Consider the following 20,594-nt stretch of genomic DNA (forward strand, 5'->3'; position numbering starts at 1 on the left):
GGGGCAGGACGCAGTGCGTCCTGCCCGTCGGCCGCCGTGGGCTCCGGATGGTCTGGTGCCTATTCGTCGGTCGTGACGGTCAAGCCCTTGAGTCCTGCCACGAGTGCCTGGAGGTCGTCGTCCGAGAGATCGGCAGCATAGGTCTCGTCTTCCTCGTTCACGGTCCTTCTCCTCTGTTGTGCTTCCTGCGGGTTTCGGATTGCTGGGGTGCGACGGCGTTCAGCGGGGAACGTCGGACAGTGCGGGGTGGCCGAGGCCGGCGACGAGGGAGTCGAGCTCCTCCTCGGTGAGATCGGTGGCCTCGAACCGCTCCGGGTGGGGGATCAGGAGTCTGAGGGCGCCACCGTCGGCGATCGCCTCCCAGGCCCGGATCTGGGAGTCCAGGGCGTCAGACGTCACGGGCCGGTCGCGGACCACCTCGATGACGGTGCCCGTCGGCACGCCGATGCCGTGTTCGGCGAGCAGGGCCGCGGGATCGCGGAGCAGCATCCGCTCCTTGTCGGGATCCGACCAGGTGGCCGCGACCACCGCGTGGTAGCGCGCGGCGAAATCACTGCGCTCGGCTTCTTCCATCGTGCGGACCTTCGCTTTCGGTCAGGGAGCGGGGGAGTTGGCGGCGCCGCTCGGGTGCGGGGACTGCGCCCACAGCTGGCGCTGGGCGAGCCGGTGGAACAGTCCACCGGTGTCCGCGAGCAACTCGTGATAGGTGCCGCTCTGGACGATCCGGCCCTGGTCCATGACCAGGATGACGTCCGCGTTGATCACGGTGGAGAGCCGGTGCGCGATGACGATCCGGGTCGCGGCGAGCTGCTGAGTACTCGCGGTGACGATCTCCTGGGTGTGGTTGTCGAGCGCACTGGTCGCTTCGTCGAAGAAGAGGACGCGGGGCTTGGAGATCAACGCCCGTGCGATGAGAACGCGTTGGCGCTGACCGACGGACAGGGCGCCGCCGCCGAAGGACAGCAGGCTGTTGAGCGCCATGGGCATCCGGCGGATGTCCTCGTCGAGCCCCGCCATGGCGGCGGCCGCCCATACCTGCCTGATGGAGTAGGGCTGGGCGCCGCAGATGTTCTCCCGGATGGTGCCGCTGAAGAGCCGCCCGTCCTGGAGGACCACGCCGCACTGGCGGCGTACGGCCTGCACGTCGAGCTCGGCGAGGTCTTGCCCGTCGTAGAGCACGGAGCCGCTGCGCGGACGCTCGAAGCCGAGCAGCAAGCGCAGGAGGGTGGACTTGCCGGAGCCGCTGGGACCGACGATCGCGACGAACTGCCCGGGCCGGGCGTGCAGCGTCACCTTGTCGAGCACCGGGGTATCCAGCCCCGGGTAGCCGAAGGTCGCGTTGACGATCTCGATCTCGCCCCGGAGTTCCGGCGGTTGGACGTGACTGGCTTCGCGCTCGGCCCGCGCGGTCAGCACCTCGGAGAGGCCGTGCAGGCGGGGCAGTACGGCGACGAACTCGGCGCCACTGGTCACCAGGAGGATCATGGACTGGAGTTGGAGGGCGAAGGCCGCGTTGAGGGTGAAGAAGCCGCTCGCCGGTACCTGCCCCCGCAAGGGGCCAGCCAGCAGGGCGAAGAAGATCAGTTGTCCGGCGATGGGGACGGTGACGGCGACCGCGGTCAGGGCTCCCTGCACCCGGTGCACCCGTTGCAGCCGGGCCCGTGCCACGACGGTGGCCTGCGCCCAGCGGCTGAACATGGCGTTCTCGGCAGCGGCCAGCCTGATCTTCATGATGCCGCCGAAGATCTCATTGGTCACGGCCGCGGCGTGGTGTTCGGCGGGCAGCGCATGGCGTTGACGGCGGATCACCACCATGCCGAAGACGACGCCCAGGCCGCTGGTGCCCGCCAGCAGTACGAGGGTGTACAGCCCGACGACGGGGTTGATCGTCAAGGTCAGGCCCAGCCCGGCCGCGGCGGTCAGCAGGGCCAGGAAGGTCCGGGTCGCCAGCCCGTTCAGGGCCTGGCGGGCGTAGGCGGCGCCCAGCATCTTGCTGGCCAGGACGCCACTGGTGGTCTGCGTGAAGAAGTCGGACGGCAGACGCATGAGCCGGTCCCACAGAGCGAGTTGGATACCTGACTCCAGCCGGTCCTCCAGCCGCAGCGCGTGCAGGTTGAGGAGCGCGGTGAACAGGGCCGCCGCGACGGCGCTCACCAGGTACAGCCCGGTGGCCCAGGGCAGGTCCTGGAGGCCTCCTGAGGCCAGGGAGCTGAGCACCCGGCCGATCAGGAGCGGGGTGGCCAGGCTCAGCGACGCCACGGCGATTCCGGTGGCCAGCATGGAACGCAGCTCCGCCGCGGTACCGAAGGCCCCCCGGCGCAGCAGTTGTCGCAGGCTGGTGTCGGCGGGCAGGGGCAGCTGGGCCAGGGTGGCGTTCTGGCCGAAGGTGTCCGCCCGCCTGCGGTCCACCGGGGTGCGCGCCCGGGTGTGCGGGTTGACCATCCAGTACCGGCCGCGGGCGAACAGCAGCGGAACCGGGATCAGGTTGGCCTCTCCGGTGGCCTCGTCGTCGTCGGACCGTCCGGCCGTGGCCGCGGATGCCGGGCCCATCGACGGGGCCGGGCGCCAGCCGATGAGCGGTCCGACGTTGTTGTGCCACCACTTCGTGGACAGGCGGACCTGACGCAGGTGGAGCCCCGAACTCTGGGCGACCGCCCGGAGCTCGTCGCCGTGGTTGCTGGTCCCCGGCGCATGGGTGGGCGGCTCGGTCACGGCGATGTCCGCGCCCTCGGTGACCACCTGCAAGGTCTCCACCGACCAGGCCCGGGCGTCCTGGGCGCCGTCGGTGGCGAGCCGCCCGCCGCGGGCGCTGTTCGCGCCGAGCACGCCCAGGGCCCGCCGGGCACTCGCCGCCACCATCTGTTCGGCGGCGCGCTTGCGGACATCGAGGGCGTGCAGGAACGCGCTGTCGGTCGCCAGGGCGCGGTCGCCGAGCGACCGCACCAGATGGGCCATCTGCTGGTCGACCGCTTCGAAGAGGGCTCCGGAGCGCAGGAGGTCCGGGGTGTTCAGGAGCTCGACCAGACAGTCCGTTTCCGCGCGGGTCCAGTCCTGGAGACCGAGGAAGAGCGCCTCGCGTCCGGCGGAGACGAGGTGGTCGGCCAGGCCGTTCTTGCTCATGCGGCCGTCCGCCAACCGGATCCAGCACGGCCGCCCGCCGCCGACGACCGTACGGCCGCGCGCGAGCGAGACGATCTGCCGGGAGCGCAGGACCTCGGCGTCCCGCGGGGCGCTGGTGGAGCGTACGGCGTCCGAGACGGCCTGGAGCGCCCGGTCGAGGGCGTCGCTGATCACATCGGCGATCCGGTCGTCACGGCCGGGCGGCCGGCCGCCGTCCGGCTCCTCGGGCTGGACCCGGCGGACCAGCCGGGAGAGCTGGTCGTGGTCCACGTCGCGCAAGCGCCCGCCGGGCAGCGGCACCACGGTGAGCTGCCATTCGCCGGTCGCGGTCGAGGAGGGGATCGCGCTGTGGGCGGGGCAGCGCGCGACGAAGTGCTGCCGGGAGGTGTCGCCGTCCGGTACGAGGCGGCTCGCGAAAATGTCGGCCGGCCCGCCTTCGACCAGGTAGACGGTGTGCCGCCCGTCGACGCGACGGGTCGTAGTGGAGGCGGGGGCCGCCAGCCCGGCGAGCAGGTCCCAGTCCTGGGGCGGGACGGTGGTGCTGCTCATGTGGTTTCCCCCGTTGTCTTCGCCTGGTGCCGGATGAGTGCCGCGTAGGAACCGTCGCGTTCCATCAGGGCGTCGTGCGTGCCGCGTTCGACCTCCCGGCCGTGCTGAAGCACGATGATCCGGTCGCAGTCGCGGATGGTGGACAAGCGGTGGGCCACGATGAGGCACGTGGCGCCGCGGCGGCGCAGGTTGGAGTCGATCAGTCGCTCCGTCTCGGTGTCCAGGGCGCTGGTTGCCTCGTCCAGGATGAGCAGTCGGGGGTTGCGGACCAGGGCGCGGGCGATCTCCAGGCGCTGGCGCTGGCCGCCGGAGAAGTTGCGTCCGCCCTCGTGCACCGGGCTGGCCAGACCGCCGGGGCGGGCCGCCACATCCTGATGGATGCAGGCGTCCTTGAGGGCCTGTACGACGTCCTCATCGGGGACGGTCGGGTCCCACAGGGTGATGTTGTCCCGGACCGTGCCCTCGAACATGATTTTGTCCTGATCGACCATCGCCATGGTGGCGGCCCACAGCCCGGGGTCGAGCGCGTGCGGCTCGCGCCCGTCGACGGTGATCCGCCCGCTCCAGGGCTGGTGCAGGCCGGCGAGCAGCCGGCCGACGGTGGACTTCCCGCTGCCGGAGCCGCCGACGAGCGCGATCCGCGCCCCGGGGGGCAGTTCGAGCGAGAAGTCCTGCAGGAGGGGCGGGACCAGCGGGTTGTAGCCGAAGGTGACCCGGTCGAGCACCACGTGGCCCTCCAACGGCGCGGGCGCCGCGCAGGCGGCGGGTGCGGGTGGCAGGGGATAGCGCTCCACGTCCTGGAGGCGCTGCAGGTCCGCGCCGATCTCCTCGACCTGGGCGCTGACCGTGGCGAGGCTGGTGACGGGCCGGTTCATCGCGACGGCCAGGCCCTGCATGGCGACGAGCACTCCGACGGTCAGGGTGCCGGTCAGTACGAGGTGACTGCCCAGCGCGATCAGCACGGCGGTGTTCAGCGCGGCGAGCAGCGCGGGCACCGCCGCCACGACGGCGGCGGGCACGCCCGCCTTCTGCTGTCCCGTGGTCACCGCCGCCTGCCGCGCGGCGAACTGCTGGTAGCTCAGCTCCTCCTGCCCGCTGGCCTTGACGGTCTCGATCATCGAGATGGTGGTGTAGACGGCGGCGAAGAGCCGCCCGCGCTCGGCTTGCAGGCCCGCGATGGCGGTCGCGCGGATGGTCGCCAACCAGCGCAGCACCACCACGTTGAGCCCGGAGAAGAGCAGCGCGCACAGCCCCAGGACGAGGTCGTACTGGCACAGCAGCGCGGCGTAGGACAACGCCAGCGCCATGTCCACCGCGGTGGATGCCAGACGCCGGGTGAAGATGTCGGCCACCACGTCGTTGGTGCGGACTCGCCGCGCCAGGTCGGCCGCCATGCGCTGGTTGAAGAAGCCCAACGGCAACCGGAGCATGTGCCGCACCAGGCGGGCCGCGCTGCCGAGGGCCACCGCGGTCTCGGCGCGCACGAGCAGGCGCTGCTGGAGCCATCCGGCCACGAGGGTGATCACGGTGGCCACGGCCATCGCCGCGACCAGCGCTACGGAGGTGGCCGATTCCGAGCCGAGCAGCACACGGTCGACGAAGACCCGGGTGAGGGCGGGCACCGCGATGCCGACCAGAGCGACGAGGAGGCCGAGGATCGCGGTCTGGGGCACGACCGAGCCGAGGTTGCGCCACCGCTCGCGCAGCGTGCGGACCAGGCTGAACGGGTGCCCCCCGCGCTCGAACCCGGGGCCCGGTTCCACCGCGATCAGGATGCCCGTGTACGCGTCGTTGAACTCCTCCCAGCTCACCGAACGGGGGCCGGTGGCCGGGTCATTGAGCCTGACCTTGCGCCCCAGCCCCTCCAGCACCAGGAAGTGTTCGAAGTTCCAGTACAAGATGGCCGGCAGCCGCACCGAGCCGAGGTCCGCGACGGGACTCTGCCGCCCGCGTGCGGTCAGCCCGTAGCGGCGCGCCGCCTTGGCGACGCTGGCCGCGGTGGATCCGTCCCGGCTCACCCCGCAGGCCTGCCTGAGCTCTTCGAGCGGGACGTGGCGCCCGTAGTGGGCCAGCACGATCCCCAGCGAGGCCGCCCCGCACTCGGTGGCCTCCATCTGGATCACGGTGGGGGTGCGCACCCGCTTGGCGGTCGGCCGGTCGGTGGCGCGCTTGTGGAGGGTCATCTTGGGGAGGGTGAGGCTCATCGCTTCACCAGCCAGTTCAGCGGGCGCTCCTGGGCCACGGTCAGGGTCGCCGTCACCGCGCTCTGCGAGTTCAACGCGAAGGACGGGGAGGAGCGCGACCACTTCAGGCCGCTCGGGGATTCGGTGTCGGGGGTGAGGCGGACGGTCACGGCGACCACCGAACCGGTGGTGAGGAACGGCGTCACGTCGCGGCCGGCGCCGAGGAAGGCGTGCAGGGACTCCTCGGTCTCCGGCAGGGAGCCTACGGCCGAAACCGTTCCGGACAGCGTGCCGAAGACGCTCACCGGCGCCACCGCGGTCGACAGCCGTACGGGCATGCCGACGCGCAGCAGCGGGGCGTGGGCCGCCGGGACGTAGACCATCGCCTCCAATTGGTCGCCGGGCGTGTCCAACCGCTCCAGCACGGCGACCTTGTTCCCGGGCAGCAGCATCTCTCCCTCGGAGATCCGCACGCTGACCACGTGCGCGGCCCACGGCGCGGTGACCGTCTCGGTCACGCCGTTCTGACCGACCAGGGTGTAGAGCGGCTGCTCCTTGCCGACCCGTTGGTTCGGGGCCACCAGGACCGAGGCCACCTGCCCCTGCCGGGTGGCGTCCAGGGTGACGGCCCCCGCCGCGTGGGTGAGAACCCCGGGGGCGTCGACGGTCTTCGGTACGGTGGCGAAGGCCGACCAGGTGCCGATGGAGAACACCACGACCAGGAGCGCCACCGTCGTCAACCAGGTGGGTATCGAGGCCAGTCGGGCGATCTCGTCGAGTTGCTCGGGCGATTCGAGCTTTCGAAGGGCTTGTTTGCGGAATCTCAAGGCTGCTCCTCGCAATCGGGCGGGCAAGAGCCGAGGGTGAACTCGGCAATGGCGGGTTCGACCAGCGCGTCCAGTCCCGACAGCGCGGTGAACGAGGCGACGTCCCCCGCCCCCAGCGCGCAGGGGGCCAGGCCCATGTCGGTGGCGACGAGGTACATCCACGCGGTCAGGATTCCGGCGTCCTTGAGCGCCAGGGCGTACGGAATGCCTTCGTACTTCCACATCAGGCGCCCGATCCGTGCAGTGATCATGAACAACACCTGAGGCGGGGCCGGCATGGTGGCCGTGGCGCGCGCGAACGACAGCATCTTCGCGGTCTCGGGGCCCGTGGCGGCGACGGCCGCCAGCCGGTGCCGCGCCGAGTCGTAGTGGTAGAGCCCGCTCTCCAGGCCGGCGCAGCGCGAGACCAGCGGATAGATCTCCAGTTCGCCGATCCCACCCGCCCCCGGGTACGGACGCCTGCCGCCCTCCGGGCCTGCTGCGCCACCGGTAGCGGGAGGTCCCAGACGCTGGACCCGGTGCAGGAACTCGCCCAGTTGGGCCGCGGTGATCGGCCGCTCGTCGTCGTGGCGGCGGATGCTGCGGCGGCGTGACATGACTGCGGCCAGCGAGTCCGGTGTCGCTCCGGCCGGGTGTGGGGCGGGCCCGGGCAGCACGATCGTACGACGCGCGGTGGGGCCGCCGAACCGTGCGGGATCGGGCTCCGCTTCCGGCTCGGGGCCCGGCTCCGGCTCCAGGACGCCGCGGAAGCGGTGGGTGGCGCCGATCGGTGCCGCGTGGCGCTGTGGCCGCGTCCGGTCGTGCAGCCACAGTTCCTCCGGGGCCCACAGGCCCATCGGCGCGGTGCTGACTTCGGCCTCGGCCTCCTCGGACGTCACCAGCACGTGGGCGGCAAGCAGTTCGTCGAGCACGTGCCCGGCGGTGGGCTCGTCCACCTCCAGTGCCTTGGCCACGTCGAGCCGGCCGACCCCGTCCGCGGCAGCGCCCACCAGGACGGCGCCCAACTGGGCGTGCGTGCAGGCGATGGCGACGGTGCTCAGTGGGGAATGGGCCAGCATCCGACCCCGATCGGTGCGCAGCACCGCGAAGCGGGACAGCCGGTAGACCACCTCGGCGCCGTGCAGCCGTCGGACGGGGCCGCTCTGTGCCCCGATCCCACGGGGCACCACGTCCAGCAGGGCTCGCGCCCCGGCGTAGACGCGGCGTTCCAGCCAACAGTGCAACAGCAGGCGGCGGACCAGGAGTTGGGCCGGAAGGATCCGGGTCTCGCCCTCCAGGCCGGTGACGAGCTGGGCTATCTGGAGGTCGCTCATCCAGCCCTCGGCCATACGCAGGAGCAGCGCGCGCCGGCCGGGCTCCGGGTCCGGAAGGCGCAGCCGGTACCGGGACTGCTCCAACACCAGGGACCCGCCCGGCTCGTGGGTCAACCGTGCGTCGACGCGCAGCCGATAGCTCTCGACCTTGGTGGCGCCCGGAAACGGGGACGTGCGTTTCATGGGATTTCACGATCCTGATACGGGGACGGTCGTGCGGTGGGCGGGCGGGGCGAGGAAGGGCGGATCCGGGCGGATCGGTTCGGGGGCGTGCGGCTCGCGGCAGTCGGGGGGTTGGTCGTCCGTCCCGCATTTCCTGCGCAAGGACCGGCCGCTACAGACCGTAGGGCGGATGGGTCCGGTCCTCGGCGAACGGATCGATCCCGTGCCCGACACCGCAGCGACCGCGGCACGGAACCGTGTCATCGGCCTGTTCATCCGTTCTCGACGACGACGGATTCCTCGACCCAGGGCGCAGCCCCGTAACTGCTCGCCAGCAGGTCCGCGGCCAGCTCCCGCCCGTGGTTCTCGGCAGCCGCACGGAAGGCGCTCGCCAGCAGCTCCACCAACCCCTGGGTGAAGGTGCCGGTGCTGTGGTCGTCCATCCCGGTGACCGCGATCCGCGGGTGGCCGGGAAGGTCGAGCGAGAGGATGTCGGAGCCGACGACCTTGATGAGCTCGGCGGCGGCGCCGTCGATCCGGTCCAGCAACCGTGCCAGGCACTGCAGGGTGACCGCTGCGGGGATCCCGGCCCGGACGAGGTCGAGGGCGGCGCGCAGGACGCCCGGCCGGGCGATGCGCACGGCGCCCTCCTCGTCCCAGCCGACCACGCCGTGCCGGTTCAGGGAGCGGAAGACGCCGGGCCTTTCCCGGATCGCGCGTTGGAGGGCGGTGGTGATGAGCTTCTCCCGGTCGTCGTCGCGGCCCTCCGAACCGAGGATGGCGCCGATGGACACGAGGTTGAAGCCCTGCCGCTGCAGCGAAACGATGTGCTCCAGCCGGCGCACGTGCGTGTCGTCGTAGTAGCCGACCCGCCCCCTGCGGACCGGCGGCTGCAGCAGCTTGCGCGATTGGTGCGCCCGGACGTTCCTCGGCGACATGCCGACGATCCGGGAGAGTTCCTCCACGGTGTAGCGGGCGGCCGGACGATCCGGGCTCGTCAGGGACAGGGGGGTCGATGTCATGGTGTGTCCTTCCACGGGCCGGCGCCGTGGTCATGGCGATGGTCATGGCCATGAGGTGGTGCCGCCGTGGTGATCTCGATGAGGTGGGCGCACCGCATCACGAGAGGGGCGTGCGGTGTGTGTGAGGGGGGAGGCCGGAGGCCTGCCGTGCCGTGCCGTGTCGCGGCACGTCGTGCCCGGCAGGTGCGGCCGGACCCAGTCGAGCACGCGCCCGGCAGTGCGGACCAGGCGATTCAGCCCGCAGGACTGCATCCGGCATACTTCTGCCGTACAGCTCGCGCCGCGCTCGGGGGAGCGCAGCACCACGAGGAGCGTTCCACGTGCGGCAGCCCTGCCGAGCCCCTGTCACCAGACGTCCACCAGCGGCCGGTCCGTCATGAGCGGTGGCGGATCCGCGCCCGACGGGTTCGGGGAGCTGCTGCGCAGCCTGCGCCTGCGCGCCGGCCATACCCAGGAGCGGCTCGCCCACACCGCGGGAGTGAGCGTCCGCACCCTCGTCGACCTGGAACGCGGCCGTACGCGCGGACCGCAGCGCCATACGGTGCAGGCCTTGGCCCGCGCACTCGCACTGGACACCGCGGACCGCGGCGACCTGGAACGGGTGGCCGCCTTCGGCCGCCCCCGCTCACGCCCGGCCGCCGTACCCTCGGGCACCCTGCCGCTCCCGCGCGACCTCGGTGACTTCACCGCCCGCACCCAGGCCCTGGCCCACCTGCGCACCCTGGCCGAACGCCCCCCGGGAGACTGGGCACCCGTCGCGATCGTCGCCGGACAACCGGGCCTCGGCAAGTCCGCCTTCGCCGTCCACGCCGCGCACTGCCTCGCCCCGCACTACCCCGACGGCCAGTTCGCCGTCGATCTGCTCGGCATGGACGAGCGGCCCGCCGACCCGCGCGAGGTGCTGTCCCGGCTGCTGCGCGCCCTCGGCGTGAGCGAGCGCGGCGTCCCCCACGAGACCCAGGACCGCACGGGCCTGTTCCGCTCCCTCATCGCCACCCGCCGACTGCTCCTGCTGCTGGACAACGCCGCCGACGAGGACCAGCTCCGCCCGCTGCTCCCGGGCCGCGGCGATTCGCTGACCGTCATCACCAGCCGGCACGCCCTGGCCGGTCTGGAGTGCGCCCACCGCGTCGACCTCACCCTGCTGCACCGCGAGGAATCCGTCGAGCTGATCACCCGCATCATCGGCGCACCGCGCGTCGCCCGAGAAGCCCGGGCCGCCCGCGACCTCGCCGACCTGTGCGGACACCTGCCGCTGGCCGTCCGGATCGCCGGACAGCGCCTGGCGGTCCGACCACAGGAGCGCTTGGGCAAATTGGTCGCCCAACTCACCAGGGAAGAAAGTCGCTTGGACGCGTTGAAGGCTGGAAACCTGGAAGTGCGGGCCGCGTTCGCCCTGTCCTACCGCCGTCTCCCCCCGGCCGCCAGCACCGTGCTGCGACGCGCGGCCCTGGCCGCCGGACCCGACTTCAGCCCGGAGACCGCGGCCCTGCTCGCGGGCACCACACTGCGCCGGGCCCGGCTGTGCATCGAGGACCTCGCCGACCGCGGACTCCTCCAACCCCACCCGGAAACCGAGCGCTACCGCTTCCACGACCTGCTGAAACTGTTCGCCACCGAGCAACTCGCCGACCACGACGACCCCGCCGCCCTCGTGGGCGCCCGTCACCGCACAGCCCGCTGGATGCTGAGCCGGGCCACGGCGGCGGCGCTCCACTTCGACGCGGACCACTGCCGGGCCCGCGACGGCGACCCGGACCCCGCGACCGCCCCCACCGGCCGCGAAGCGGCCCGGGCCTGGCTGGAAGCCGAACGCGCCCAGTGGCTCTGGGCGCTCCACCACGCCCAGGCCGCCGGATGGCACCGGGAGGTCATCGACACCGCCGAGGCCATGCACTGGTTCTCCGACCGCACCCAGCACTGGGAGCAGTGGGTCGAGGTCTTCCGGCTCGCCGTCACCGCGGCCCGCGCGCTGGGCAGCCGGGCGGAGGAGGCCGTCCACCTCAACTATCTGGCCTGGGCCTACAACATGTGCACCTACGACCACCACGCCGCCCTGGAGACCGCCGCCGCGGCCCTCGCCGCGGCCCGTGAGTGCGGTGACCCACTCCAGATGGGCTGGGCCCTGGGCTACGGGGCGGGTGCGCTGAAACGCCTCGGCCGCACCGGCGAGGCCATCGCCTGGCTGCGCGACTCCGCCGCCTGCCACCGCGACAACACCACCCCCCAGGGCCGTCTCGCCGAACTGACCACCCTCAACACCCTCGGCGTCGTCCTGCGCGAGACCGGCCACGCGGGCCAGGCACTCGCCATCCACCGCAGCAGCGAGGCCATCTGCCGCGCGGGAATCCCGGGCCAGTCACCCGACCTGCTCGCCGTCTACCACGCCGCCACCCTCCACCACCTCGGGTGCGACCTGGCCGCACTCGCCCGCTGGTCCGAGGCGGAAGCCGCCCTGAGCCGGGCGCTCACCGCCTTCGAGGCCGCGGACATGCCGGCCTGGAGCGAACCGGCCCGGCTCGACCTGGGCATCGCCCTGCACCACCTCGGCCGCGACGAGGAGGCCCGTACCACCCTGGCCGCGGCCCACCGCGCCCTGACGGAGCTCAACCACCCCCGCTACGCCGAAGCCGCCGCCCTCCTGGACGGACTCCCCGACGCCACCGCATGAGCGTCCCGGCGCGGGTCACGACCGTCGTCGGCATCCCCCGCACGGTCGGCGGCAAGGCGGACCTCGACGCGCGGCTCTACCCCTTCGGAGCGGGCGGCCCGGAACCGGATCCCGCGACGGCGAGCCCGGCCACGCTCCAGGAACGAGTCGCCCGCCGTTGGGCGGCGATCCTCGGGGTGGACGCGGGGAACCTCACGGCGGGTGCGGAGTTCCAGCTCCCGGGCGGCGACTCCCTGGCGCTCGTCGAGATGCTCGACGCCGTCTCCTCGGACCTGCTCACCGAAGCCCAGGGGCGCTGGTTCATGAGCCGCCTCGAATCCCTCGTCCGCGACGTCACCCTCGACCACGTGTGTGCCCACGTGGAAGCCGCCCGGAGAGAGGTCCCCGCATGATCTGCATCGGTGACGGAGCCCTGCTGCGGCGTGCCGTCGCCCACGCCGCCGCGCGGGGGCACACCGTCGACCTCGTCTGCAGCGAGGATCCGCGGGACGCCGCGGGCGCCCCGCACCTCACCGCCGCCGACGTCAACATCCGGGCCGCGGACCTTGCCGGAGCCTCCACGGACGGCATCGTCTGGTCCCTGAACAACCGGCGGATCCTGCGCGCAGCGTGGTGAAGGACGAGGACGGCCTTCACGATGTTGGTGATCCGGTTGGTGCTGCAGCGGAGCTTCCGCAGTAGGTGCCGGCCTTTCAGGACGGGACGGCTGTGGCCTGCTCGCCGACGCACCGGATCTTGGCGTGGCTGCTGTTGTGTCGTCGCTTCCATCGCTTGAGCCGGCGGCCACGGAAGGGGACTCGGATGTGCCGGCCGGCGCCTTGGTACGCCTTGCCGCCCGGCATTTCAGTCCCGCGGCGGCGAGCGCGTCGACGATCTCTTGCGTTCGTGCGGCCGTCAGGTCGTGGGTGGAGCCGGGCAGGGCCGGGCGATCGACGGCTACCTGCGCGGGACGGGCGCCGACCCCGTCGGCGCCCGGCTGCCCGGTGTCGTGCGCCGAGGCCGGTGACCTTGGAGACAGGGAAGGCCCCGTGGACGGGTTCACGGCGTGGCTGCTGCGCCACGTGATGGATCGGGGCGCCATCGGTGAGCTCGCCAGGAAGGCCGCCGCCGATCGGGATTGGGCTGGCCAATCGAACCGCCCGAGTGAGGTTCGGGCGATGGCTTCGCGTGAGAGTGCTTCACCCGTTCGGTGTCGAAGCGGTGGCGGGCGGCCTTGCGCACCGTGTACCTGTCGATCCGGATGTCCTGATCAAGCAGCTGGACGAGGTTGCGGACTGGGAGCCCGGCGGGCGCGAGGGCCGCGACTGAGGCGGCTCCTGGCATTGGTATGAGGTCATTCGCGACCTGCGACACCGAGCCGAACGGAAGCGGAGCCACACCGCTTCGTGAGCCGCTTTCCCCCTGGTGGCCGTCTGTGTCGGCTGGCAGGCCCGATGGTCATGTGGTGCCCCTTGGGGACCAGTTGGGGACCAGTGCCCACATCGATGGGCGCACAGCATGTACGGATGTGCACGCTGCGCGCCCTCATTTTATGCTGTATGTCATGATTTTCCCCCTGGCCCATCGATCTGGGGGTCAAGGGGTCGCAGGTTCAAATCCTGTCGTCCCGACCAGCGTTTTCGCAGGTCGGAGGCCGTTCTCTCACACATGAGAGGACGGCCTTTTCCATGCCCGGAATGCTGGTGGTCGCGGTGTGGTCGCACGCCCGCTTCGGGGTTGGTTGACGGTCGGGTGGAAGCCGGTCGGGGCACGGTGGTCGTGTACGCGTTGCCCGGACGGTGGTGGATGCCCGCGCTCGTAGGCATCCACCGGGGCCGTGCGTTATGCGTCGTGGGGGCGGCGGGCTTCGGCGATGACGTAGCCGATCTTGTCGGTGACGAGCGACAGGCACAGCGGCAGCAGCAGTTCCATCTGGGCGGCGAATTCGGTGCCGTAGACGGCGGCCAGTTGTTCTTTGTCCCGCTCGAAGCGGGCGGCGATTCCCCGCGTGGTCGCTCTCGTGTGGGCGGTGACGTCGTGGACCTGGACGACTTCGAGGTCGGCCCGGGTGATGACGTCGGCGTAACCGTCAGGGTGGATGAGGGAGGAGAAGGCGAAGCCCTGGGCGAGGAGCTCCCATTCCTGGTCGGTGAGCGGCTCCAGCATGACGAAGTCGGTGAGGACCATCCGCCCGCCGGGCTTGAGGGTACGCCGGATTTCCCGCAGGACGCGGAGGCGGTCGGGGACGTGGAAGAGCATCTCGATGGACCAAGCGGCGTCGAAGGTCCCCGCCTCGTAGGGCAGTTTCATCGCGTCGGCCTGGACGAACTCGACTCGTGTGGAGAGCCCGGCGCTGTTCGATGCCGCGGTGGCGCCTGCCACCTGTGAGGAGCTGACACTCACTCCCAGGACCCTCGCGCCGGTGCGCCGGGCGAGGCGTATCGCGGGATGTCCGGTGCCGCATCCCACGTCCAGGACGTACTCGTCGCTCCGCGGGTTCAGGAGGTCGATGAGGCGGTCGGTCAGGCGTACCTGCGCGGTCTCCATAGGGGAGTCGTCGTCCTGGTCCCACAGCCCGAAGTGGAGGTGCTCGCCGAACACGGAGGCGAAGAACGCGCTCATCTGGTCGTAGAACGCTCCGACCGATTCACCCGACGGATACGGCGTGACCCTCTGATCTTCTTCCACGGTGACTTCCCTGTGCTGTTCGGCGCCGGCGGTTCCGGCAGCCGGCTGGTGGACGTTGTCTGACGGGCGGGTTCGTTTCACTGCTGCGCGGGTGTCCTGCCGACGGGCTGGAGATGGAAGATGCGCAAGTTCCGGCCGGAGCGGTCGCGGTAGGCCTGATAGCCGGGGGAGACGGTGAGGATCTTGTTCCAGATCACTTCCTGCTCCGGGCCGTCGACGAGGCGGGCGGTGACGGGAATCCGCACTCCTGCGAGGGTGACGGTGGCGGCCGGTGTCTTGAGGAGGTTGGTGGTCCACGCCGGGTGGTGGGCCTGGCCGAAGTTGGAGCCGATGACCGCGTAGCCGCCGGCGTGGTCGACGTAGAAGAGCGGGGTGGGGCGGGGGCGGCCGGTGCGGGCTCCGGTGGTGGTCAGGAGCAGGGAGGCCACGTTGAGGCCGCGGCCGACGCTGAACCGGCCGGTCGTGCGCGTCTGCAGGGCGGTGTCGAGGGGGACGAGTGCGGCCCGTGCCAGAGCACCGACCCAGCGTGCCGAGCCGACACGGTGCACGGTCCGCTCGATCGGTCCCGCCGTCCTTGGCGCCCCTGCGCCCGGGTCTGTTCCGGCTCCTGCCACTGCGTGGTGGGGCCGGCGGGAGGGTGACCGCCGGGCCGGGCGGCCGAAGTCGCGTCGGGCCGGGCCGCCGAGGGAGGCGAGTGTGCGGAAGACGCCCGGGGTCATGGCGTAGGCACGGTACATCGCCGGCAGGTAGCCGGGGACGTCGACGATGTCCCGCTGGTGGAGGAGGCCGTTGATGACGGCGTCGGCGACCTGTTCGGGGGTGGAGACGGGCAGGAAGTCGGCGATGCGGGGCATGAGGTGGGAGGGGACGTGGCGGCCGAAGAACTCGGTGCCGCCCACGGTTCCGGGCCGCACCAGCATGACGTGGACGGGCGAGGCGGTGAGTTCGCCGGCCAGGACCTGGGTGTAGGCGTTGATCGCCGCCTTCGACGCCGCGTACGCCGCCGCGGGGCCTTTGACGAAGACGACGCCCGCCGCGGAGCCCATGTTCACGATGGCCCCGCCGCCGGCCGCCCGCATCAGCGGCAGCACGGCGTTGACCCCGACGACGGTGGCGTCGTAGGCGGTCCGCATGGTCAGCTGCGTGTCCTCCACGCTCATGTCCGCCACGTCGGCCCATTTGACGAAGGCCGCGTTGTTGACCAGGACGTCCAGGCGCCCGCCGGCTTTGTGCACCTCGGTGATGTACTGCTCGTACGCGGCGCGGTCACTGACGTCGACCTGGTGGAGGGTGATCTGCCCGCGTAGCCCGGCGGCGTCCAGGCCCGCTGCCGCCGAGGCGAGGTGCTCGGCGGAGATGTCAGCGACATGTACGTGCGCGCCCTGCTGGGCCAGGGCGTGGGTGATGGCCAGGCCGATGCCTTGCGCGCCGCCGGTGACCAGGCACACCTTGCCCTTCAACCCGGCCGTCGTACGGGGGCGGGGAGCGTTCTTCTTCACAACTGCCGTCCATCTCTTCTCGAAGCTCTGTCGAAGCAGGACTTGGGACGGAGCGGGCGCTGACGGTCCGACCGCGGATGTGGCGCGGTGAGGCGCCGGGTGCCGGGTGCCGGGTGCCGGGTGCCGGGTGCCGGGCCGGAAAGAGTTCACATCCGGCCGACGGGCCGGCCTCGCGCCCGGTTTCCCACCTGCCCTCTCCGGTCGGTATCCGGCGTGATGCGGTGGATGAGGTGTCCCAGGGCGAGGAGGGTGAACACGTCGGCGAGGACGGGGACGGCGAACGGGAAGGGGCGTGGTCCGATGGAGTCCGGGACGCTGCGCATGGACCCGTTCTGGCGCTGCTGGGCGAGCAGGTAGGCCGCGCCGGTGCCGACCGGCGCAGGGGCCTGGGGGCCGGGCGCTGTGGTCAGCGTGATGAGGGCGTAGGCGGTGCTGAGCGCGTCGCTGGGTGCCCCGTCCTGCTGGCCCCAGCCGCCGTCGCTGTTCTGGCTGCCCAGTACCAGGCCCTGGCACCGGCGGGCGACGGCGTGCCCAACGGCGCTCGGGTGACGGGTGGCGGCGAGGGCGGCCCGGAAGACGGTGTGGTGGCGGCTGCTGCTCCAGTCCGGCGGAAACGATCCGTCCGCGCGCTGCGCGGCGCCGAGATAGGCGAGGGCGGCCTCGGCCGTGGCATGCTCGGCTGGTCCCTGGGTGGTGAGGGCGTTGGCAGCGGCCGCGGCCATTCCCGCTTCCGACGGGGCCCCGGCCAAGTAGGTGGGGAATCCGCCGTCCTGGCCTCGCACCGCGTGCAGGGCTCCGATCGCCCGGCGGATCGTAGCGTGGTGGGCCCTCGTGTCCACGACATGGAGGACCTCGATGGCGGCCGAGGTGCAGTCCACGTCGGGTTGCTCGGCGCCTTCGGTGTAGGACCATCCGCCGCCGCTCTGCTGCAAGGCGACCAGGCGCCGGGCGATGGCATCCAGGACCGGTGCGCCCGCTCCGGCGGCGTGCAGGGCGAGGCCGGCGGTGGCGGTGACCCAGGTGTCCTCGTCGCAGATGAACGGCATCCCGCCGTCCGGGCGCTGATGCGCCAGCGCGGTCCGTATCCCCTGGGCCACCAGATGCTCGTGGCCCGGCACGAGGGACAGGGCGTGCAACACGGACAGGTGGATGAGGAGGTTGCCCTCCCACACCGTTCCGGGGTGCTGCGTGGAACGCAGCAGAGCCACCTCACCCTCGTTGATGTCGGCGAGCGCCCCGTGGGCACGGGCGAGGACGACTTTCACCGCGGTGACCTGGACGAGTGCCCACGGGTGCAGGCCGTGCGGGGAGAACGCTTCGGGAGGGGGAGGCCCGGCTGTGGCAGGTGCGACGCCGAGCAGGTGGAGCACCGCGTCGAGCAGGGCGCGTTTGCGGGTACCGGTGAAGTCCGGTGCCTGGGAAAGGAAGACGCCGAGGCTTGGCAGATCCGCCACTTGGTGGCCGTCCAGAGCGGCCCGGGCCAGTAATCGATCAAGCTGCCCGGGGGAGTCCAGGTGCCGGGCCAGGTAGTCGGCCACCCGGCGACAGGCGGCAGGATCCACCCGGGCGCGGTCTAGGAGGGCCAGTAACAGGGCGGACTCCAGAACACGGCTGTGGCAGGGCTCCCGTACCGCCCCGTCAGGGCCGATGCGGGCGAGGAGATGCTTGCGCAGCCGTTGTGTGGCCGACCACAGGCCGACAGGTAACGCACCGTGGGGCCAGCGGGGCAGACCCCCGGTGATCGCCGGAATTCTCATCTAGATCCTTTCCGGGAAGGCGCCGACGCGGGCGGCCTGAAGCCGACCGTAGAGCCGTCAGTCACACCTGCCGGATCGGAAGGAGTTGACAAGCCAGGCGGAGTGTCAGTCATGTTCGGATCTTGGCAGAACACGGCCAAACGGGGAATGGCGCGAAGCGGACGCCGACGGGCGCCTCTACGGGAGGCGGAGAACAGCGGCCTTTGGCCATGGCCTGCTGTGCGCTGTCCCCGGTTGATGGTGATCTGCCAAGATCCGCCTATGACGGACCCCACATCAGGCTTATCGGACCCGGTCGCGGCCCAGCTGCTGCGCTGGGCCAGGCAGGAGGGTGTGATCAGCGACGCCGAAGGGGAGCGGCGGCTGGCACAGATGAGACTCCCGGTGCTGGCCGGCGGCGCGCTGCCGCACGGCGGTGCGGCGGACGTGGTGTTGACCGCGCAGTGGGCGGCCTTCATCTGCTGGGTGGACGACGAATTCGACCGCCGAGGCCTGGGATCACAACCGGTAGAGCTGGAGAAGTTCACCGCGCCCCTACGCGAGGTACTCGCCACCGGACGCGAGTCCGCCACGCCAGGCCGGCACGCGAAGGTCCTGGCCCAGTTGCTGCAGCACACCGATCCAGAGAGATCAGGCCAGTGGCGGGAGCGGTTCGCCGCGCACTACTCGGACTTCCTGGACGCCACCGAGGAAGAAGTCGCATTGCGCCGCGCCGGTACCCGACTGTCCATGACGCGCTACGTCCGGCTGCGGCGGCGCACCATCACCGTGTTCCCGTTACTGGCCGTGCTGGAACGCACCGGCCACACCGAGCCGGTCGAGGAACCGGCACTCGAGGCTGAACTGTCGGAGCTCCGATCGGCGGCGGCCGACATCGCGGGCTGGGCGAACGACCTCGCCAGCCAGGAGGACGACCGGGCCGCCGGCCAGGACAACCTGCTCACGGTCCTCGCCCGCCGGCACCGCTGCTCGGCCGCTGCCGCCCGTGCCCGCGCGACCGACATGATCCAACAGCGCCACACTGGCCTCACCGCCGCTGCCGCATCCCTACGCGCCACCCCCGGGCTGCCGCAGGGCCAGCTCGATGCCCTGGGCCGCCACGTGGAGCTGGTGGAGAGGCTCACAGCGGCCAACTTGCACTGGCTGGCGGTCACCGGACGCTTCACCGCCGACCCGATCACCAGCCAGTCCGTGCCGCATCACCCGCCGACGCCCTGGTCCTGACCCACCGGCCGGTCATCGGACCTGCCGGTCGGAGGTCAGATCAGGCCCGACGAATCCCGGCGGCACGGCCCCGAGACGACCCCCCAACCGCAGGAGGCACTCCGTGACGACGTCCCCGACTGACACCGGACGGCCCGCCCCACTCGTCCCCGGCCGGCTGCCGCTCCTGGGGCATGCCCACCATCTCGCCCACAGGCCGCTGCCCTTCCTGCGCTCCCTTCCCCAGTACGGGGAACTGGTCCGTATCCGCGTCGGGCCGCAGGACGTCTACGTCGCCACCAGTGCTGCCCTGACCCGCCAGATCCTTGTTCCCGACGCCCGCAAATTCGACAAGGGCGAAATGTTCGACGAACTGCGCCAGCAGATGGGAAACGGTCTGGTCACCTCATCCGGGGACTTCCACCGCCGGCAACGGCGCCTGGCCCAGCCCGCCTTCCGCCCGGAGCGAGTTTCCTCCTTCGGCCACGTGATGAGCGACCGCGCCGCCGCCTGGGCCGCCTCCTGGCAGCCGGACACCCCTATCGACCTGGCACGGCAGATCGACGCCGTCACCCTTGCCACGCTCCTCGACATCATCTTCAACCAGACCAGCGACGACCTGCGGGTCACCGTCAAAACCTGGACCGCCGTGAGAAACGGCGCCATGCGGCGTGCCCTGTCCCCGGCCGCGGCCTGGCGCACCCGCCTGGCCGGCGCCCGCGAGCCAGGCAGCGCTCCACAAGCCCAGAAGGCCGTAGCCGCCCTGCGCAACGCGATCGGGCAGGAGATCAACCGGCGGCGCACCACAGGCAAGGATCTGGGCGGGCTGCTGTCCACCCTGGTCCACGCCCGCGACCGCCAAAGCGGGGCCGGCATGTCGGACGAGGTGGTGTGCGACGAGATCCTGAACCTGTTCGTCGCCGGCACCGGCACCATGAGCGCCGCCCTCGCCTGGACCTTCCACGAAATCGCCCACCACCCAGACGTCGAGCAGCAGCTGCTGGCCGAGTTGGACGCCGTGACCTGCCGAACCCAGGTCCAGGCCGAGCACATCCCTCACCTGCCCTACACCCGGCAGGTCCTCAGCGAGGTCCTGCGCCGCCACCCCACCTGGCTCCTCATGCGACGCACCATCCAACCGGTGCCCCTCAACCAGACCCTGCTGCCGACCGGAGCCCGCGTCTACCTCAGCCCCCACATCCTCCACCACGACCCCGCCCTGTTCCCCGATCCCGACTCCTTCACCCCTGACCGCTGGCACCCCGACTGCATCACCCCTGAGCACAAGGACGCGTTCATCCCCTTCAGCGCCGGCCACCGCCGCTGCGCCGGCGACGGCTACGCCTGGACACAGCTGACCCTCATGCTCACCAACGCCCTGGCCCAATGGCGCCTCCGCCCGGCCGACGACCGCCCGGTGCGCTCCCGCGTCGGCACCGTGGAACGCCCCGATCGGCTGCTGATGGTGCCCACCCGCCGCTGAACAAGGACGTCACAGGACCGTGGCAGCGCTTTGCGCCTTGCTCCGGGAGTGTCTAATAAACGGCGGATCTGTTGATCATGGAGACGCCAAGTGAGTGAGATGACGATCGAGCACGAGTCCGTGGCTGAGCCGGTGGGT

14 protein-coding genes and 1 pseudogene are annotated in these 20,594 nt (G+C 71.5%); 5 read left to right on the top strand and 10 right to left on the bottom strand.

Features of this window, described 5'->3' with window-relative positions; genetic code table 11:
* Positions 1-219: 219 nt before the first annotated feature.
* The 6 genes from ACFWB8_RS33205 to ACFWB8_RS33230 all read right to left on the bottom strand — a co-directional run bounded on the left by ACFWB8_RS33205 (position 220) and on the right by ACFWB8_RS33230 (position 9,176).
* Positions 220-573, bottom strand: coding sequence for a hypothetical protein (locus ACFWB8_RS33205; protein ID WP_385235712.1), 354 nt, complete (start codon positions 571-573; stop codon positions 220-222).
* A 21-nt stretch (positions 574-594) separates the two neighbouring features.
* Complete coding sequence (locus ACFWB8_RS33210) at positions 595-3,669, bottom strand: ATP-binding cassette domain-containing protein (RefSeq protein WP_385235715.1); 3,075 nt, start codon at positions 3,667-3,669, stop codon at positions 595-597.
* Positions 3,666-5,873 carry an NHLP family bacteriocin export ABC transporter peptidase/permease/ATPase subunit gene (locus tag ACFWB8_RS33215; protein WP_385235718.1) on the bottom strand — a complete coding sequence of 736 codons (2,208 nt, stop codon included), beginning with the start codon at positions 5,871-5,873 and terminating at the stop codon, positions 3,666-3,668. Before ACFWB8_RS33215 ends, ACFWB8_RS33210 begins: the two co-directional genes overlap by 4 nt.
* Positions 5,870-6,679 (bottom strand): HlyD family efflux transporter periplasmic adaptor subunit, encoded by an 810-nt coding sequence (locus ACFWB8_RS33220; RefSeq protein ID WP_385235721.1) that lies wholly within the window; start codon positions 6,677-6,679, stop codon positions 5,870-5,872. Before ACFWB8_RS33220 ends, ACFWB8_RS33215 begins: the two co-directional genes overlap by 4 nt.
* Positions 6,676-8,175, bottom strand: a complete 1,500-nt coding sequence (locus ACFWB8_RS33225; RefSeq protein ID WP_385235724.1) for a SagB family peptide dehydrogenase — start codon at positions 8,173-8,175, stop codon at positions 6,676-6,678. Before ACFWB8_RS33225 ends, ACFWB8_RS33220 begins: the two co-directional genes overlap by 4 nt.
* Before the next feature lie 251 nt (positions 8,176-8,426).
* Entirely contained in the window at positions 8,427-9,176 is a 750-nt protein-coding gene (locus ACFWB8_RS33230) for a MerR family transcriptional regulator (RefSeq protein WP_385235727.1), read from the bottom strand.
* Positions 9,177-9,552: 376 nt separating this feature from the next.
* Here ACFWB8_RS33230 and ACFWB8_RS33235 point away from each other — a divergent pair, with 376 nt between their 5' ends.
* The 3 genes from ACFWB8_RS33235 to ACFWB8_RS33245 are packed head-to-tail and all read left to right on the top strand — an operon-like array spanning position 9,553 to position 12,463.
* Positions 9,553-11,847, top strand: coding sequence for a helix-turn-helix domain-containing protein (locus ACFWB8_RS33235; RefSeq protein ID WP_385235730.1), 2,295 nt, complete (start codon positions 9,553-9,555; stop codon positions 11,845-11,847).
* Positions 11,844-12,239 (top strand): acyl carrier protein, encoded by a 396-nt coding sequence (locus tag ACFWB8_RS33240; protein WP_385235733.1) that lies wholly within the window; start codon positions 11,844-11,846, stop codon positions 12,237-12,239. Before ACFWB8_RS33235 ends, ACFWB8_RS33240 begins: the two co-directional genes overlap by 4 nt.
* Complete coding sequence (locus tag ACFWB8_RS33245) at positions 12,236-12,463, top strand: hypothetical protein (RefSeq protein WP_385235751.1); 228 nt, start codon at positions 12,236-12,238, stop codon at positions 12,461-12,463. The genes ACFWB8_RS33240 and ACFWB8_RS33245 overlap by 4 nt, the downstream gene beginning before the upstream one ends.
* Here the strand turns inward: ACFWB8_RS33245 and ACFWB8_RS33250 are convergent.
* The 4 genes and pseudogenes from ACFWB8_RS33250 to ACFWB8_RS33265 all read right to left on the bottom strand — a co-directional run.
* Positions 12,454-12,772: pseudogene (locus ACFWB8_RS33250) on the bottom strand (transposase family protein); the annotation flags it as partial. The gene ACFWB8_RS33245 and the pseudogene ACFWB8_RS33250 overlap by 10 nt on opposite strands.
* 896 nt (positions 12,773-13,668) lie before the next feature.
* Complete coding sequence (locus ACFWB8_RS33255; protein ID WP_385235736.1) at positions 13,669-14,514, bottom strand: SAM-dependent methyltransferase; 846 nt, start codon at positions 14,512-14,514, stop codon at positions 13,669-13,671.
* Positions 14,515-14,591: 77 nt separating this feature from the next.
* Positions 14,592-16,013 (bottom strand): SDR family NAD(P)-dependent oxidoreductase, encoded by a 1,422-nt coding sequence (locus ACFWB8_RS33260; protein ID WP_385235739.1) that lies wholly within the window; start codon positions 16,011-16,013, stop codon positions 14,592-14,594.
* A 146-nt stretch (positions 16,014-16,159) separates the two neighbouring features.
* The gene (locus tag ACFWB8_RS33265) at positions 16,160-17,770 is read right to left on the bottom strand and encodes a prenyltransferase/squalene oxidase repeat-containing protein (RefSeq protein ID WP_385235742.1); all 1,611 of its coding nucleotides are present in this window, start codon (positions 17,768-17,770) and stop codon (positions 16,160-16,162) included.
* 261 nt (positions 17,771-18,031) lie between these two features.
* Here ACFWB8_RS33265 and ACFWB8_RS33270 point away from each other — a divergent pair, with 261 nt between their 5' ends.
* Together ACFWB8_RS33270 and ACFWB8_RS33275 are read left to right on the top strand one after the other, a co-directional pair.
* Complete coding sequence (locus tag ACFWB8_RS33270; protein WP_385235745.1) at positions 18,032-18,994, top strand: terpene synthase family protein; 963 nt, start codon at positions 18,032-18,034, stop codon at positions 18,992-18,994.
* A 103-nt stretch (positions 18,995-19,097) separates the two neighbouring features.
* Positions 19,098-20,456, top strand: coding sequence for a cytochrome P450 (locus ACFWB8_RS33275; RefSeq protein WP_385235748.1), 1,359 nt, complete (start codon positions 19,098-19,100; stop codon positions 20,454-20,456).
* Positions 20,457-20,594: the final 138 nt, after the last annotated feature.

The organism is Streptomyces sp. NPDC060031 (genome assembly GCF_042736805.1).
Classification (GTDB): Bacteria; Actinomycetota; Actinomycetes; order Streptomycetales; family Streptomycetaceae; genus Streptomyces.